The sequence below is a fragment of the Halorubrum tebenquichense DSM 14210 genome, assembly GCF_000337415.1.
GTDB lineage: Archaea > Halobacteriota > Halobacteria > Halobacteriales > Haloferacaceae > Halorubrum > Halorubrum tebenquichense.
The window spans coordinates 19,782-34,923 of record NZ_AOJD01000059.1; the positions used below are offsets into that span (position 1 = coordinate 19,782).

The 15,142-nt window shown below is 71.7% G+C and carries 16 protein-coding genes; 8 read left to right on the forward strand and 8 right to left on the reverse strand.

Annotated elements, in window-relative coordinates:
• Positions 1-52: 52 nt before the first annotated feature.
• The 3 genes from C472_RS10825 to C472_RS10835 all read right to left on the reverse strand — a co-directional run bounded on the left by C472_RS10825 (position 53) and on the right by C472_RS10835 (position 2,304).
• On the reverse strand, positions 53-1,105 hold the full coding sequence (locus C472_RS10825; RefSeq protein ID WP_006629877.1) for a cell division FtsA domain-containing protein: 1,053 nt from the start codon (positions 1,103-1,105) through the stop codon (positions 53-55).
• Positions 1,102-1,587 carry a FlaD/FlaE family flagellar protein gene (locus C472_RS10830; protein WP_006629878.1) on the reverse strand — a complete coding sequence of 162 codons (486 nt, stop codon included), beginning with the start codon at positions 1,585-1,587 and terminating at the stop codon, positions 1,102-1,104. Before C472_RS10830 ends, C472_RS10825 begins: the two co-directional genes overlap by 4 nt.
• A 198-nt stretch (positions 1,588-1,785) precedes the next feature.
• The gene (locus C472_RS10835; RefSeq protein WP_006629879.1) at positions 1,786-2,304 is read right to left on the reverse strand and encodes a DUF7575 domain-containing protein; all 519 of its coding nucleotides are present in this window, start codon (positions 2,302-2,304) and stop codon (positions 1,786-1,788) included.
• A gap of 226 nt (positions 2,305-2,530) precedes the next feature.
• On the opposite strand from C472_RS10835, the gene C472_RS10840 reads away from it, so the two are divergent.
• The 4 genes from C472_RS10840 (at position 2,531) to C472_RS10855 (ending at position 7,443) form a co-directional block, all read left to right on the forward strand.
• Positions 2,531-3,472 carry a pantoate kinase gene (locus tag C472_RS10840; RefSeq protein ID WP_006629880.1) on the forward strand — a complete coding sequence of 314 codons (942 nt, stop codon included), beginning with the start codon at positions 2,531-2,533 and terminating at the stop codon, positions 3,470-3,472.
• A gap of 32 nt (positions 3,473-3,504) precedes the next feature.
• Positions 3,505-4,269 carry a DICT sensory domain-containing protein gene (locus C472_RS10845; RefSeq protein ID WP_006629881.1) on the forward strand — a complete coding sequence of 255 codons (765 nt, stop codon included), beginning with the start codon at positions 3,505-3,507 and terminating at the stop codon, positions 4,267-4,269.
• Between the two features lie 60 nt (positions 4,270-4,329).
• Positions 4,330-5,724, forward strand: coding sequence for a signal recognition particle protein Srp54 (locus tag C472_RS10850; RefSeq protein WP_006629882.1), 1,395 nt, complete (start codon positions 4,330-4,332; stop codon positions 5,722-5,724).
• Positions 5,725-6,213: 489 nt separating this feature from the next.
• Complete coding sequence (locus C472_RS10855; protein ID WP_006629883.1) at positions 6,214-7,443, forward strand: MFS transporter; 1,230 nt, start codon at positions 6,214-6,216, stop codon at positions 7,441-7,443.
• A 27-nt stretch (positions 7,444-7,470) separates the two neighbouring features.
• On the opposite strand, the gene C472_RS10860 is transcribed toward C472_RS10855, so the two are convergent.
• Together C472_RS10860 and C472_RS10865 are read right to left on the reverse strand one after the other, a co-directional pair.
• Complete coding sequence (locus tag C472_RS10860) at positions 7,471-8,493, reverse strand: hypothetical protein (RefSeq protein WP_006629884.1); 1,023 nt, start codon at positions 8,491-8,493, stop codon at positions 7,471-7,473.
• 65 nt (positions 8,494-8,558) lie between these two features.
• A complete protein-coding gene (locus C472_RS10865; protein WP_006629885.1) occupies positions 8,559-8,987 on the reverse strand; it encodes a DUF2237 family protein in 429 nt (142 codons plus the stop codon).
• A 145-nt stretch (positions 8,988-9,132) separates the two neighbouring features.
• Here C472_RS10865 and C472_RS10870 point away from each other — a divergent pair, with 145 nt between their 5' ends.
• Genes C472_RS10870 through C472_RS10880 form a run of 3 tightly spaced genes read left to right on the forward strand, consistent with a single transcriptional unit; the run spans position 9,133 to position 12,197 of the window.
• Positions 9,133-10,932, forward strand: a complete 1,800-nt coding sequence (locus C472_RS10870; RefSeq protein ID WP_006629886.1) for a helix-hairpin-helix domain-containing protein — start codon at positions 9,133-9,135, stop codon at positions 10,930-10,932.
• Positions 10,933-11,502 carry a Mut7-C RNAse domain-containing protein gene (locus C472_RS10875; protein ID WP_006629887.1) on the forward strand — a complete coding sequence of 190 codons (570 nt, stop codon included), beginning with the start codon at positions 10,933-10,935 and terminating at the stop codon, positions 11,500-11,502.
• Between the two features lie 50 nt (positions 11,503-11,552).
• A complete protein-coding gene (locus tag C472_RS10880; protein ID WP_006629888.1) occupies positions 11,553-12,197 on the forward strand; it encodes a DUF7095 family protein in 645 nt (214 codons plus the stop codon).
• A gap of 485 nt (positions 12,198-12,682) precedes the next feature.
• On the opposite strand, the gene C472_RS10885 is transcribed toward C472_RS10880, so the two are convergent.
• Together C472_RS10885 and C472_RS10890 are read right to left on the reverse strand one after the other, a co-directional pair.
• Positions 12,683-12,934 (reverse strand): hypothetical protein, encoded by a 252-nt coding sequence (locus C472_RS10885; RefSeq protein WP_006629889.1) that lies wholly within the window; start codon positions 12,932-12,934, stop codon positions 12,683-12,685.
• A 146-nt stretch (positions 12,935-13,080) separates the two neighbouring features.
• Positions 13,081-13,413, reverse strand: coding sequence for a hypothetical protein (locus tag C472_RS10890; RefSeq protein ID WP_006629890.1), 333 nt, complete (start codon positions 13,411-13,413; stop codon positions 13,081-13,083).
• A gap of 113 nt (positions 13,414-13,526) precedes the next feature.
• On the opposite strand from C472_RS10890, the gene C472_RS10895 reads away from it, so the two are divergent.
• Complete coding sequence (locus C472_RS10895; protein ID WP_006629891.1) at positions 13,527-14,081, forward strand: NYN domain-containing protein; 555 nt, start codon at positions 13,527-13,529, stop codon at positions 14,079-14,081.
• Positions 14,082-14,434: 353 nt separating this feature from the next.
• Here C472_RS10895 and C472_RS10900 read toward each other — a convergent pair whose 3' ends face one another.
• A complete protein-coding gene (locus tag C472_RS10900) occupies positions 14,435-15,097 on the reverse strand; it encodes a S26 family signal peptidase (protein WP_006629892.1) in 663 nt (220 codons plus the stop codon).
• Between the last annotated feature and the right edge of the window lie 45 nt (positions 15,098-15,142).

The following is a 15,142-nucleotide window of genomic DNA, read 5'->3' on the forward strand; positions in this document are numbered from 1 at the left end:
GCGCTCACGGATGTCTACCGATCGAAAAAGTCCCGAAGCGTTCGCTCGCCGCTCAGACCAGTCGCGCCGCGATCCGCGCCGCGCCGTCAGCGGCAGCGGTCGCGGGGTTCTCCGGCGAGACGACCTCGACGTCGCGGTCCAGCTCCTCGCTGAGCCGCTTTTCGAACTCCTCGGTCAGGCCGGGGATACACGCCATACCGCCGGTGGCGGCGATGGGGCGACCGAGCGCGAGCTGGTAGGGCTTCATATGGTCGTTCGCGAGTTCGGGGAGGAACTCGTTGGCGACCACGTCGACCGCCTCGTCGATGTAGCGGTCGATCGGCTCCTGGACGCCGCGGTCGACGGTGAACTCGTGGCTCCCGCCGCCCGGCTGCTGGACCACATCGGTGAACGGTTCGAAGTCGTACACGTCGCCGTGCTGCTCTTTGTACTCCCGCGCGGTCGTCCGGTCGATGTGGACCCGGCCCTGCGTCTCCTCCTCGACCGCGGCGACGATGCGGCGGTCGACCTCGTTGCCCGTCACCGAGCCGGTCGAGAACGGCGAGAGCTGCTCGCCGCGCCGGTAGGCGCACGCCTCCATCGTCGTCGAGCCGAGGTTCACCGAGACGAACACCTCGTCTATCGCGTCGAGCTCGTCGCCGTAGGCGGGGATCGCCCCGCACAGCGACTCGGGGTAGCTCCGCGTCTCGACCTGCCCGATGGAGGAGCCTTCGATCACCGACTTGAGGTTCTCGACGCCCGCCTCGTTGTCGATGGTGGGCACCGCGTAGACGACCGCACTATCCTCGGGCACGTCGTGGGCGTCCACGACCGCCTCGAAGAAGCGCTCGGCGTCCGCGACGCTGTCGTCGTCCTCGGGGAGTCCCGACCGGAGCATGAAGCGCACGCGGTCCGGGTACTCGACCGCGGCCTCCTCGCCGAACAGCACCTTCTCCTCGCCGGTGATGGCGTCCTCGTAGGTCGCCAGGCAGGTCAGCACCGAGTGGCGCTCGCGGCCGCCCCGTCCGTCGGGGACGTCGAGTACCGTTCGGGTGCTGCCCAGTTTCACGCCGACCGCTGCCGATTCGTCCGTGTCGTTGATGTCCGTGGATTCGTCGTCGCTCATTGGTCACTCGCACACGAAGCGATCCGGACGATGGAGACGAGACTGATCCGGTGGTCCGCGGGGCTGAACGGCCGGTCCCGTCGAGGGGCGTCGAACCCCTCCAGACGCCGCCGCAGCGCCGCGACCGCGTCGTCGCCGACCCAGTCGAGTTCGCCGTAGTAGGCGAGCGCGTCCCGGGCCCGCACGTGGCCGCCGACGTCGACGAGGTAGCCGAGCCACTCGCCGATCTCGCGTTCCGCCGCGGGCGACGCCGGGATCGCCGTCAGATACGGTCGATCCGCGGTTCCGCCGCCGTTCAGCCGCTTCCCACGCTGACGCTGGAGCAGCTCCGTGAACGCGGCCGAGCGCGCCGCCTGCTCGGCTTGGTTCCGGTTCGGCTGCCGGAGCGCCCGCTCCCGAGGCGCTCCCGCTCCGTCGGTTCGCGGCGCGTCCGCGATCCGGCGCAGTTCTCGTACGTCGTATCGTCGTGGATTCAGACTCATGTTCCGTCCGTCGTTCGCGTCCGTACTTGTACCCTCACGGCGGGATCATATCATAGTTGGCCCTCAATTATCACCGGTGAGAAACCACCGCGACGCTCGCGTCGCCGCCCCCGACCCGTCCGGCCCGATAGTTCAGCGGCGCTCCGACCCGCCCGGCCCGATAGTTCAGCGGCGCTCCGACCCGCCCGGCCCGATAGTTCAGCGGCGCTCCGACTCGGCCCACGGGAGCGGCTCGGTACACCAGTGACAGAAGTCGATGTCGGCGTCGGTCTCCTTGCCGCAGTTCGGACACGTCACTTCGAGCGTCTCGCCGTCCTCGCCGGTGACGGCCGCGCTCGGCGGCACCCGCCCGCCGCCGGGGGCGTCGTCGCCGTCCGCGCCCGCGGTGCGGCGGCGCATCGCCTCGGCGGCGGCGTCGGCCCGCTCGCGCTCCGCCACGTCGGCCCGCCCGACGAGGTACGCGTCGATCGAAGACAGCGTGAACAGGAGCGCGATGGGCAGCGCCACGTCGGTTGGAATCGCCGCCGACACCGCCGCGGGGTCGGCGAGCGGGTCGACCGGCTCGACGCCGTACAGCGCGAACAGCGCCACCCCGCCGCCGACGATTGTCAGGTGCCACAGCAGCGCCCGCCCCCATCGGCGCAGGGAGAGGTGGCCGAGCCCCGGGAGGACCAGCGCGAGCACGGCGGCGAGGACGGGACGCAACTGGTTTCGCATACGGTCCGGCTTCGCCGGGGCGCTATTTAGGCCTGCGGTGTCGCCCCGAGCGGGGATTCCTCACCGCGCCCGCGCTGCCCCCCGCCTGTGCCGCCCCGTCACCCGTGCCGCTCCCTCCCTGCGCCGTCCGCCCGTCCGCGCCGCCCCCTCGCCCGCGCTGCCCGCCCGCCCGTCCGCGCCGTCTCGGATAACAACCGTTAATCGCGGCCCGTTCGTCCGCCGGCACATGAGCAGCCAGCGGGCGACCGCGTTCGTCCCGGGTCACGTCACCGCCTTCTTCAGCGCGCACCCCGCCGACGACCCCGCAGCCGCCGGGTCGCGCGGCGCGGGAGTGACGCTCACCGACGGCGTGACGGTCCGGGTCTCGGCGGCGGACGGCGCGGTCGATGGGGCGACCGGCGACGACACCGCGGCCGACGACGATACGAACGGTGACGCCGTCGCGGTCGACGACGCCACCGCTGACGCCGGCTCCCGCACCATCGACGGCGAGTCCGGATCGATCGGCGCGGTCGAGGACGTCCTCGACGACCTGAACGCTACAGGAGCCGACGTGGCGGTGGAGACCGATCTCCCGATCGGTGCCGGGTTCGGGGTCTCCGGTGCGGCCGCGCTCGGGGCCGCGCTCGCGGCGAACGCCGCGTTCGACCGCGGCCGCTCCGAGAACGACCTCGTGCGGACCGCGCACGCCGCGGAGGTCGGCCGCGGGACCGGGCTCGGCGACGTCGTCGCGCAGGCGCGCGGCGGGGTCCCGGTCCGGCTGGAGCCGGGCGCGCCGGGGGTCGGCGAACTCGACGGCGTCCCGGCGAGCGCGCGGGTCGAGTACGTCACGTTCGGCGAACTGTCGACGGAGGCGGTGTTGGGGGGCGACACGACGGCGCTCTCCGCGGCCGGCGAGGCGGCGCTCGACCGCCTCCGAGACGACCCCCGGCTCCCGACGCTGCTGGACGCCGCCCGCGGGTTCGCCCGCGAGGCGGACCTCCTCGTCCCCGAGGTCGCCGAGGCGGTGGAGGCGGTCGACGCGGCCGGCGGCGAGGCGGCGATGGCGATGCTCGGGCGCACCGTCTTCGCGCTCGGGACCGGGCTCTCCGACGCGGGGTACGACCCGCGGGCGTGCCGGGTCGACGCCGCCGGCGCGCGGCTCGTCGGCGGGCCCGACCGTGAGTAAGGCCTTTGTCGCGTTCGGTCGCAACTGCTCTCATGGCGGAATCGCTTCGCTCGTTCTTCGACGAGCTCGAGTCGCCGGAGCGCCACCTCGTCCTCCTGAACCGGTCGTCGCCGGATCCGGTTCGGAAGCTGCTGGACTCGCTACTTGACGGACAGCCGGTCTCGATCAGCGAGACTGCCGACCCCGCGTCCGACGACGACGTGGTCGCGCTCGTCGAGAACGGGTCGATCGTCGCGCGGTCGACGCTCGACGAACTGCTCGAATCGGTGTTGCTCATCAACTCCGACCTGTACAAGACCGGCGCTATCGGCCTCGACGAGGTCGCGCTTCCGGCCGTGCTCGAAGGGTTAGACGAGGTCCCGTTCCAGGTCCGCGGCTACCCCGCCTCGAACAAGGAGAAGCTCCTGTTGATCATCGTCTCCCGAGTGATAGAGCGCATCGCGGCCGAACACGGTGAGGGGACGCTGCGAGCCTCCTTCCAGCGGCTCTCGCGGATCGACGACGAGCGCGGCACCCGGTCGGTGTACGAGCGGGTCGCCGGCACCGGCGTCGATGTCCACGTGTACGGCGTCGGCGACGTGGAGTCGCTGTCGACGCTCCCGATAACCGTCCACACCGGGACCTCCTACCCGTACCGATGCTCGTGGTTCGTCGTGTTCACGCCCCCCGACGGCACCGACGGGGACCACGTCGCCCTGCTCGCGCTCGAAGACGAGCCGAACGTCTGGGACGCCTTCTGGACGTTCCGTCCGGACCTCGTGACCCGAATCGAACGGTACATCGCGGAGCGGATCTGACGCCGGCTCCCGACCGCCGACGAACAAAGCTTTACCGCGTCGCCCGCCTAGCTCCGGCAAATGGTACTCGACGACCTCGGTACGTCCCTGCGGAGCAGCCTCGACAAGCTCCAGGGGAAGACCACACTCTCCGAGAGCGACGTCGAGGAGATCGTCAAAGAGATCCAGCGGTCGCTCCTCTCCGCCGACGTCGACGTCTCCCTCGTGATGGAGCTGTCGGACTCGATCAAGTCGCGCGCGCTCGAGGAGGAGCCGCCGGGCGGCACGACCGCCCGCGACCACGTCCTCCGGATCGTCTACGAGGAGATGGTCGAGCTCGTCGGCGACTCCACCGAGCTCCCCTTGGAGAACCAGACGATCCTCCTCGCCGGGCTTCAGGGGTCGGGGAAGACCACCTCCGCGGCGAAGATGGCGTGGTGGTTCTCGAAGAAGGGGCTCCGCCCCGCGGTGATCCAGACCGACACGTTCCGGCCGGGCGCGTACGACCAGGCGAAACAGATGTGCGAGCGCGCCGAGGTCGAGTTCTACGGGAACCCCGACAACGACGACCCGGTCGACATCGCGCGGACCGGCCTCGAAGAGACCGAGGACGCCGACGTCCACATCGTCGACACGGCCGGTCGCCACGCGCTCGAAGACGACCTCATCGACGAGATCGAAGAGATCGAGGGCGTCGTCGACCCCGACCGCTCGCTGCTCGTCTTAGACGCCGCGATCGGACAGGGCGCGAAGGAGCAGGCCCGCCAGTTCGAGGCGTCGATCGGCATCGAGGGCGTGATGATCACCAAGCTCGACGGGACCGCGAAGGGTGGCGGGGCGCTGACCGCGGTCAACGAGACCGACTCCTCCATCGCCTTCCTCGGGACCGGCGAGACGGTCCAGGACATCGAGCGCTTCGAGCCGTCCGGGTTCATCTCGCGGCTGCTCGGGATGGGCGACCTCAAGCAGCTCTCCGAGCGCGTCGAGCGCGCGATGCAGGAGACCCAAGACGAGGACGACGACTGGGACCCGGAGGACATGCTGAAGGGGGAGTTCACCCTGAAGGACATGAAACGGCAGATGGACGCGATGAACAAGATGGGGCCGCTCGACCAGGTGATGGACATGATCCCCGGCCTCGGCGGCGGGATGATGGACGAGCTGCCCGACGACGCGATGGATGTCACCCAAGACCGGATGCGCCGCTTCGAGCGCATCATGGACTCGATGACGGAGGAGGAGCTGGAGAACCCCCGCGTCGTCGGGCAGTCCCGCGTCGAGCGTATCGCCCGCGGCTCCGGCACCGACGAGGAGACGGTCCAGCAGCTCTTAGAGCAGCACTCGATGATGGAGGAGACGATCGGCCAGTTCCAGGGGATGGGCGAGGGCGACATGCAGCGCATGATGAAGAAGATGGGCGGCGGCGAGGGCGGCGGCCTCGGCGACATGATGGGCGGCGGCAAGGGTCCGTTTTAAATAGCGCATCGTCTGCGAACTGGTTTTTGTTATAACACCGCCGAAGCGCCAGTCAACCGGCTGTGATCGGTTTCGCCGAGAGTAGCTCCGTGACCGAGACCGCCGAAGCCCCAGTCGCGAGGCGGGCAGACGCTCGCTGAGCTCCTCGTCGCTCGCGTTGCTCGCTCCTGCGGTGCTTACGTCGCCTCTGTCCGCCTCGCGACTGCCCCTTCGAGTCCCACCCCGCACGGCCCCGCACCTCACGCCTCCCCAGCCTCGTCGACCGGTCTCCGCTTCGCTCCGACCGGTCGACTCCAGCGAGAATCGAAGATTCTCTGGCAGCCGGCGCGTAGCGCCGGCGACCTCGCGCGTGCTCCTCGCGGCCGCCTTCGGCGGCACGCTCGCAGGCACGCGCCGCCGCGGAAACACCAGCATGACCGGACCGAACTCTACCGGCAGCCCCCGAGCGCTTCAGGTCTTTTATAAAGGTGACCGGGCTACGGCTTGGCGATGAACCGCGACCGGATCGGCGAGTACGACGCCCTGGTCCTCGTCTCGCTCGTCTGGTTCCTCGGGAAGTTCGTCCGCTACCTCTTCCCCCCGCTGTTCGAGTCGATTCAGGGCGCGTACGGCGTGAGCAACGCCACCGTCGGGACCGCGTTCACCGGCTTCATGGTCGTGTACGCGCTCCTCCAGTTCCCGAGCGGCGCGGTCGCGGACCGGCTCGGCCCGGTGCGGGTGATCGTCGCGGGCGCGGTCGTCGCCGGCGCGGGGTCGCTCGCGGTCGTCGTCGACGCGCCCTTCGCCGTCCTCGTCGCCGCGATGCTCGTCGTCGGCGCGGGGACCGGCGTCCACAAGACCGTCTCGGTGCGGCTGATCGCCCGCGTCTACCCCGCCCGCACCGGGCGGATGCTCGGCGCGCACGACACGCTGGGCGCGATGGGCGGCGTCGCCGCGCCCGCGGTCGTCGTGGCCGCCCTCTCGGCACCCCCCGCGGTCGCGGCCGTCCTCGCGCGGCTCCCCGGGGCCGACTGGCGCGCCCCCTTCCTCCTCACGGGCGTCCTCGCCGTCTCCCTCGCGGTCGCCACGGGACTCCGGCTCCGCGGCGACGACCGTCTGGGGGCCGAGGCCGACGCCGACGGCGGCGACTCGCCCGGCGCGGCGGAGTACTTCCGACTATTCGGAAACCCGCGCTTCTCGGCGTTCGTGCTGGTGACGATCGGCTTCTCGTTCGCGCACAACGGGCTGGTCGCCTTCCTCCCGCTGTACCTCTCGCGGGCCGCCGACCTCCCGACGTCGACCGCGAACCTCCTCTACTCGCTGGTGTTCGCGGTGACGTTCGTCCAGCTCGCCACCGGCGACCTCTCCGACCGCGTCGGCCGCTTCCCGGTGATGGTCGCCACGCTCGGGCTGGCCGCGACGGCGCTCGTCGCGCTCGTCGCGCTGCCCGGATTCGGCGGCGGCGCGGTCGCCGCCGCGGTCGTCGTCGCCGCGTTCGGACTCGGATCGCACGGGTTCCAGCCCGTCCGCAGCGCCTACCTGATGGAACTGCTCCCCGAGCGGCTCGCGGGCGGCGGGCTGGGCGTCGTCCGGACGCTGCTCATGGGGGCCGGCGCGCTCGCGCCGGGCGCGGTCGGGGTCGTCGCCGACGCGGTCGGGTTCCGGCCCGCGTTCGCGCTGCTCGCCGGCTCGATGGCGGTGGCAGCGGTCGTCGCCGCCGGACTCTGGCTGACGGAGTGACTCCGACCGCGCCGCCGCGGTCCCCGGTCAGGTCTCCCCGTCCGTCTCCCGCAGGATGAAGGGGCCGATGGAGAGGGTCCGTCCCGTCACCGTCGCGATCCGCAGGATGTAGGCCAAAAGCAGCGCGAACGGGACCAGCGAGAGGGCGGCCGCCGCCGCGACCCAGACGACGGCGGCCTCGACGCCGAGAATCGACCCCGCGTACCGCTCCGCGTCGAAGAAGGCGATCATTCCCGCCGCCACCAGAAGCGCCGGCACGGCCGACGCGAGCATCCGCCGCGACAGGTCGATCAGCTCCCACTGGAAGTACAGCGTCTTGAAGTGTTCCCGGGCGGGACCGAACAGCCGCAGCGCCCCGATCAGCTCGTCGAGCGCCGCCGTCGCGGTCTCGTCCAGGGTGTCCCCGTGCCGCTCGCGGAGCCGCCGGGCGGCGAACAGCTTCCACGAGTAGTTGAAATCGAGGACGGCCCCGATCACCTCGAACGCGCCGAACCGAGCCCCGTCGAGCTCCGCCGTCGTCCGCGCCGCGTTTCCGACGACGGCCTCGGTCAGCTCGTCGGTCGCGCGCACCACCTCCTCGTCGACCGCGCCGTCGACCGCCTCGCCGAGGGCGGTCGCGCGCTCGCTCGCCGTCTCGACGAGCGCGCTGAGAAACGCCGCCGGCTCGGCGGGGGCGACCGGCTCGCCGACCACCGCGGCCGCGTCCTCCCGGAACTCCATCGCCCCGCCCATCCGGTCGCGCTGGTCGCCGACCGCGCCGAGCTCCTGTGACAACACGAGCTGGTTCAGCGTGAGGACGAGCGTGACGCCGGTGATGGTGGCCGTGAGCAGCGCCTGAAACAGGGTGTCGACCGAGTCGCCGCCGCGGAGGGCCCCGGCCGCGCCGGGGAGGAGCGTCCCGGCCGCGACCAGCCCGAGAAACACGAGCGACAGGACGACGCCCGCGACGACCCGCCGGTCGGCGTCGAGCAGGAGCCACAGCGTCGCCCGACTGCGCTCGGCGCGCCCGCCGACGGTGTCGTCCGGCGTCTCGCTCGATCCGTCCGTCATGCCCGGACCTCCCGTCCCGGGGCGAAAAAGCCACCGGGGCGGCGAACCGTCCCGTCGCCGACCGGTCAGTCGAGCGTTCCGGGGTCGAACGCCTCCGGGTCGAACTCGCGGTCGCGGAGCCGGTCGGCGTCGACCGCGCGCAGCACGGACTCGTCGGTCGCTTCGAGGACGACAGGTGGGGCGACCCCGGCCTCCGCCGCCTCGACCCACCGACCGACGCAGAGACACCAGCGGTCGCCCGGTTCGAGGCCGGGGAAGTCGAACTCCGGCCGCGGCGTGATCAGGTCGTTGCCCCGGTCGCGGCTGTACCGCAGGAACTCGGCCGTGACGACCGCACAGAGGGTGTGTTCGCCGACGTCGCCCTCGACGTCGCGGCAGAACCCGTCTCGCAGGTAGCCGGTCGTCGGGTCGCGGCCGCACGGTTCGAGGTCGCCGCCGAGGACGTTGCGGTCGTCGCGGTCGTCGGGGTCGGGGTTCGGGTCGTCAGTAGACACGTCGATCCCTCGGGCCGCGCGCGACTTGTGGGTGGCGGCGATCCGAGCGCGCAGAGGGCCCGTCGCGCCCGGTCCGCCGGACGGGGAACCGACGGTCGGGAAGCCCCCGGACCATATAAGCGGCGGGCGGCCGAACTCCGGGCAAATGAGCCGGAACGACGAGGTCGCGACCCGGTTGGAGGAGTTCGCCGACCTCCTCGAAGCCACGGGCGTCGAGTACAAGCCGACCGCCTACCGACGGGCGGCCGAGAACGTCCGCGACCACCCCGCGCCGGTCGAGGGGCTCGCGGCCGAGGGGGAGGACGCGGTCGCCGAGATCGACCGCGTCGGCGACGCCATCGCCGCGAAGATCGTCGAGTACGTCGAGACTGGTGCGATCGAGGAGCTGACCGACCTCCGCGAGGAGCTCCCCGTCGACATGGCGGGCCTGACCGCGGTCGAGGGCGTCGGCCCGAAGACCGTCGGCACGCTGTACGACGTGCTCGAAATCTCGGACCTCGACGAGCTGGAGGCCGCCGCGGAGGCGGGCGAGATTCAGGAAGTCTCCGGCTTCGGCGCGAAGACGGAACAGAACATCCTCGACAACGTCCCGTTCGCCCGGGAGTCCCGCGAGCGCACCCGCCTCGGGGACGCGCGGCCCGTCGCGGACGACGCGCTCGCGCACCTCGGAGACCGCGACGACGTCGCCGCCGCCGAGGTGTGCGGCTCGATCCGCCGCTGGAAGCCGACCATCGGGGACATCGACCTGCTCGTCGCCAGTCAGGAGCGCGAGCGGATCGTCGAGGCGTTCACCGACTGGCCGGCGGCGGACGCGACGATAGAAGCGGGCACCGGGAAGGCGAGCGTCCGCGCCGACGGCACCCGCGTCGACCTCCGGATCGTCGACCCCGACGAGTTCGGCGCGGCGCTCCAGTACTTCACCGGCTCGCGGGCGCACAACGTCGCCGTCCGCAACCGCGCCATCGACCGGGACCTGAAGCTGAACGAGTACGGGCTGTTCGACGTGAGCGACGTCGACGGCGAGGGGAGCGAGGACGCGGACGCCGAGGGCGACGACGCGGGCGACGCCGAGGAACCGGACGCGACCCGCGTCGGGGAGCGCGTCGCGGGCGAGACCGAGGACGGGGTCTACGAGGCGCTCGACATGGCCCCGGTCCCGCCCGAACTGCGCGAGGACCGCGGCGAGGTCGCGGCGGCGGCCGAGGGGCGGCTTCCCCTCCTCGTCGAGCCGGCCGACCTCCGGGGCGACCTCCACACCCACACCGACTGGTCCGACGGCGGCTTCTCGATCGTCGAGATGGCCGAGGCGGCCGCCGAGCGCGGCCACGACTACCACGTCGTCAGCGACCACGCGACCGGGCCGGGGATGGTCGGCGGGGTCGGCCTCGACGAGGACGACATCGAGGAGCAGGCCGCGGCGATCGACGCGGCCCGCGACGCGGTCGACATCCCGATCCTCCACGGGATCGAGGCGAACGTCGACGCCGACGGGGAGCTCTCCACCGACGACGAGACGCTCGCGGCCCTCGATATCGTCGTCGCGTCGCCCCACGCCGCGCTCGGACAGGACGCGGACGCGGCCACCGAGCGGCTGGCGACTGCGGTCGAACACCCGCACGTCGATATCCTCGGTCATCCGACCGGCCGCCTCATCAACGAGCGCCCCGGACTCGACCCGGACGTCGAGGCGGTCGCGCAGGCGGCCGCGGCGAACGGGACCGCGATCGAGGTGAACGCGAACCCCGCCCGGCTCGACGCCGACGGCGAGTTCGTCCGGGCCGCGATCGGGGCGGGCGCGACCATCGCCGTGAACACCGACGCGCACGCCCCCCGCGAACTCGACAACGCGCGGTACGGCGTCCACACCGCGCGGCGCGGGTGGGCCGAGACCTCGCAGGTGCTCAACGCGCGGTCGCTCGACGGCCTGCGGTCGTTCCTCTCGTAGATGGACGACCCGTCAACCGCCGACGACAACCGGCCCGCTGTCGACGGCGACGACCCCCCGCCCGTCCTCCTCGACGTCATGTGCGGCAAGCTCGCCACCTACCTGCGGCTCTGCGGGTATGACGCCGCCTACGCGCTCGACCGCGAGGCCGAGGCCGACGACCGGCTCCTCGCGCTCGCGGCCGCCGAGGACCGGACCCTGATCACCCGCGACCGCGACCTCGCCGAGCGAGCCCCCGACGCCGACCTCGCGGTCGACGCCGTTCTCCTCACCGAGCGCGACGTGCTCGACCAGCTCCGCGAGCTCGACGCGGCCGGCTTCCGGATCGAACTGGCCGCGGAGCCGAGCCGGTGCGGGTCGTGTAACGGTCCGGTCGAGCGCGTCGCGTCCGCCGAGCCGGCGAGCGACCCCGGCGACGCCGCCGACGCCGCCGACCCCGCCGACCGCCCCGACTACGTCCCCGACGACGTGGGGACGGACCGGTCGGGCTGGCGCTGCGTCGACTGCGGGCAGTGGTTCTGGAAGGGCGGCCACTGGGACGACGTTTCGGCTCGGATCGACCGGGTGTGACCCCCGACCGAGCGTAACCGGTTTGGCCGCCCGTCGCGTAGCCGCGGTCAATGGAACGCGAACGGGCCGTCGACCGACTGGAGGCGCTCGTCGACCGCGTCGCGAGCGAGCCGATGCCGGTGCCCGTCCGCGAGGTGTGGGCGTTCGGCGACGTCGCGCTCGGACTCGACCCGGTCGACCGGCTCGACGTCTACCTCACGAAGGACGTGATCATGGGCGGCGACGCCGACGCCGCAGCGGAGTTCGAGGCCGAGTACGGCGTGAAGGGCGTCGGGACCACGGTCGACGCCGCGTGGGCGGAGGCGAACCCGGACCGCGTGCGGACGAGCGACAACGGGTACGCCGCGCCCGAGAAGTGTCTCGCGGCCGAACTCGTCGAGGACACGGAGCCGATCCACCTCGAAGTGTGTAACGCGGGCTTCGAGGACAACGTCCGCCAGCGGCTGAAGGGCGCGCTCGCCCGCGACGCCTACGAGGAGGTGCTCGACCCCCGCGGGGTCTGCCTGTGGGTCGACGGCGAGCGCGACGCGGAGGCGTTCGAGCGACTCCGCGAGGCCTCGCTCGCGATGCCGACGCTCCCCGCCGCCTTAGGGATGCTCGGTGCCGACGAGGACGCCGCGAACGAGGCGGCGGACGTGTTGAAGCGGCGACGGGCCGAACAGGAGGGGGCGTCCGTTCGCGGCGACATGGTGTGACCCGGACGCGCTGACGCCACCATTTATAAACTGAACACGGTGCGGTGGCGCGTGCCTGCGAGCGTGCCGCCGAAGGCGGCCGCGAGCCAGCACGCGCGAGGGAGTCGCGAGCGCCCGGGCGACCGAAGGGAGCCCGGAGCGAGCGACGAGGCTGGGGAGGCGTGAGGTGCGGTCGCTGGGCGGTGCGGGGCGGGACTCGAAGGGGCAGTCGCGAGGCGGCCAGAGGCGAAGTAAGCACCGCAGGGAGTGAACGAAGTGAACGACCGAGGAGCGCAACGAGCGTCTGGCCGCCTCGCGGCTGGGGCTTCGGTGGCCGTCTGGTCAACGGCAACGACGTCGCACCGAGCGGCTGGGGCTTCGGCGGTGTTCACCGCCACGGGACTCTCGGCCACGCACGACCGAGCGATTGAGGCTTGAATCGCGCGTGTAGCCTTCACCAAGTCACGATCAGCGACCGAATCTCAATTCCACGCACCCCCCGATTCTTATTGCGGTGAGCCGCCGTCGGTGACCGCGGTCTCGACGGACTCGGCGCACCAGACGTTGCTGCGGCGGCCGGCGCGCGAGAGCTCCATCTTGACCACCGAGCCGACCGGCAGGTCGGCGACGCGCTCGCGGGCGTCCTCGTCGGCGTACTCGACGACGTGGTACGTCTCGTTGCGCGGATGGGCACGTACCGTGGTACATTCGTGATCGTTCTGCTCGGAGATGACGGTGTACGCGTTCGATTGTGACATCTTATCCCGTTATTCTTGGACATCCTACTTCAATTCTCCGTATATTCACTACGGTCGTGGGTGAGGTGGTAATACGGATATAAGGTGTCCAAGTGTCGAAACGATCAGTTCGGGCGTGGGGCCCGGGGCGACCACCGATCCCGGCCTCACGGCGCGTTGTTCGCCGCGAAGAGCACGAACGCCGCCAGGTACGCGATCGACGCCGCGAGGAGTCCGAAGAAGACCGACCGGAGCGCGAGGATGAGCGCCGTCCGTTCGGCCGGGACGAACTCGGAGACGGCGAGCGGCACGAGCGTCACCCCGACCAGCGTGGGGACAGAACCGAACGTCCCGACCGGCGGTGGCGACCCGGACGCGAGCGGGGTCACCGCACAGAGCGCGAGGCCGAGGCCGAGGAGGAAGGCCCGCTCGACGAGGGCCGTCGGCTGGGCGACGAGCAGGTCCCGAACCCGTCGGAGCCGACCGGTGGAGTCCGTCACGGGTGAACGTCTGATTTTCTCGCCAAATCCTTTGTGGTGGGACCGCACACACCGCTTCGTCCCCGGCGCTCGCGGATCACCACGCCTATCTCCGGTCGCCTCGGATCGCGGCCATGGAGCAAGGCGACGAGGCGGTCGAGGGTCTCACCTCGGACGCCACCGGGGAGACGGACCCGAACGCCGGCGGCGTGGCGCTGTTCGTCGACGGCCCGAACGTGTTGCGCGAGGAGTTCGACGTCGATCTCGACGACGTGCGCCGGGCGGGCGAGGCGGAGGGCCCGCTGGTGACGACGCGGCTCTACCTCGACGAGCACGCGACGCCGGGGCTGATCCAGGCCGCGGAGGCCCGCGGCTTCGAGGTCATCATGACCAGCGGCGACGTGGACGTGAAACTCGCGGTCGACGCCGCGCGGTTCGCGGCCGAGGGGCGGATGGACACCCTCGCGATCGCCTCCCGGGACACCGACTTCAAGCCGGTCGTCGAGACCGCGAACGGCTACGGGATCCGGACGCTCGCCATCGCGCCCGGCGAGTTCGGGCGCTCGGACGCGCTCCGCAACGCCGCCAACGGCTCGGTGACCCTCGACGGCGACGCGGGCGACGGGGAAGAAGGCGATGTGACCGACGACGGCGACGAGACGGACAGCGAACCGACCTGGCACCGGTAGCGACCGAGCGACGTCGTCCGCGGCTGTTTATAATCGAACGGCTGCTCCGCGGTGAACGCCACCGAAGCCCCAGCCGCTCGGCTGTACGAGGGCAGTTCTGTTCATAAATCGCCGATCGACACGAACACCACCGAAGCCCCACCCCGCACCGCTCCGCACAACATCTCACGCCTCCCCAGCCTCGTCGCTGGTCCCTCCGCTTCGCTCCGAGACCAGCGGCTCCCTCGCACGCGCTCCTCGCGGCCGCCGTGGGCGGCCGCTCGGAGGCGCGCGCCGACCGCGCCGAGGTTTATAAACAATCGCTGCTGCCGTTCAGATGTACTTAAATAGCGCATCGCCGCCGCCGGACCGCCTCACCGCCGTCTTCCGCGCCGGAGCCGACCGAAAAACAGCGCGCCGACTCCCCCGGCCAGCCCCGCGGACCCGACGAGGACGACCGCGGTCGCGACCCCGCCGTACCGCGCGGCCGCCGCGTCGATGCCGACCCGGATCCAGCCGAGGTTCGGCACCGCGAACAGCGCCTTCGCGGCGATCCACTCCTCGGGGACGACCGGAGCGATACCCGCGCTCTGGTCGTACAGCTCGTTCGCGTCGCCGTGAGTGACGTAGCCGTCGTACGGTGCGGGACACGTCGAAAGCTCCGCGCAGTCCCCGGAGAGGAGCGCCGGATCGGCGCGCTCCGTCCAGTCCTCCCCCGCCTCGACGGGGAACGCCAAGCGGTGGAACACCGGTCTGTCCCCGGCCCCCGGAACCGCGTACACGACCACGTCGCCGGCCCCGCCGAGCCGCGTCGGCGCGTCGGGGTCGGTCTCGGTCGCGAGGTCGCCCCACGGCGGCCGGTCGGCCGCGGTGACGACGACGAGGTCGCCGCGCTCGACGCCCGGGGCCATGCTGCCGCTCTCGACCGCGACGAACGGGGGCCACGTCCCGACGAGCGCGCCGAACAGCACCGCGATCAGGAGGACCGCGACGGCGGGCGCGACCGCGCCGGTTCGATCGGGGCGGGGGCTGCTCACGCCCGATAGGGAGACCGGCGACCGCTTGAGGCTGTCGCCCGATCG

Bases quoted from the DNA above. Each gene is read 5' to 3' on its own strand.
- C472_RS10825 (WP_006629877.1), bottom strand. From the start codon at position 1,105: ATGAGCGACGACGAATCCACGGACATCAACGACACGGACGAATCGGCA.
- C472_RS10830 (WP_006629878.1), bottom strand. From the start codon at position 1,587: ATGAGTCTGAATCCACGACGATACGACGTACGAGAACTGCGCCGGATC.
- C472_RS10835 (WP_006629879.1), bottom strand. From the start codon at position 2,304: ATGCGAAACCAGTTGCGTCCCGTCCTCGCCGCCGTGCTCGCGCTGGTC.
- C472_RS10840 (WP_006629880.1), top strand. From the start codon at position 2,531: ATGAGCAGCCAGCGGGCGACCGCGTTCGTCCCGGGTCACGTCACCGCC.
- C472_RS10845 (WP_006629881.1), top strand. From the start codon at position 3,505: ATGGCGGAATCGCTTCGCTCGTTCTTCGACGAGCTCGAGTCGCCGGAG.
- C472_RS10850 (WP_006629882.1), top strand. From the start codon at position 4,330: ATGGTACTCGACGACCTCGGTACGTCCCTGCGGAGCAGCCTCGACAAG.
- C472_RS10855 (WP_006629883.1), top strand. From the start codon at position 6,214: ATGAACCGCGACCGGATCGGCGAGTACGACGCCCTGGTCCTCGTCTCG.
- C472_RS10860 (WP_006629884.1), bottom strand. From the start codon at position 8,493: ATGACGGACGGATCGAGCGAGACGCCGGACGACACCGTCGGCGGGCGC.
- C472_RS10870 (WP_006629886.1), top strand. From the start codon at position 9,133: ATGAGCCGGAACGACGAGGTCGCGACCCGGTTGGAGGAGTTCGCCGAC.
- C472_RS10875 (WP_006629887.1), top strand. From the start codon at position 10,933: ATGGACGACCCGTCAACCGCCGACGACAACCGGCCCGCTGTCGACGGC.
- C472_RS10880 (WP_006629888.1), top strand. From the start codon at position 11,553: ATGGAACGCGAACGGGCCGTCGACCGACTGGAGGCGCTCGTCGACCGC.
- C472_RS10885 (WP_006629889.1), bottom strand. From the start codon at position 12,934: ATGTCACAATCGAACGCGTACACCGTCATCTCCGAGCAGAACGATCAC.
- C472_RS10895 (WP_006629891.1), top strand. From the start codon at position 13,527: ATGGAGCAAGGCGACGAGGCGGTCGAGGGTCTCACCTCGGACGCCACC.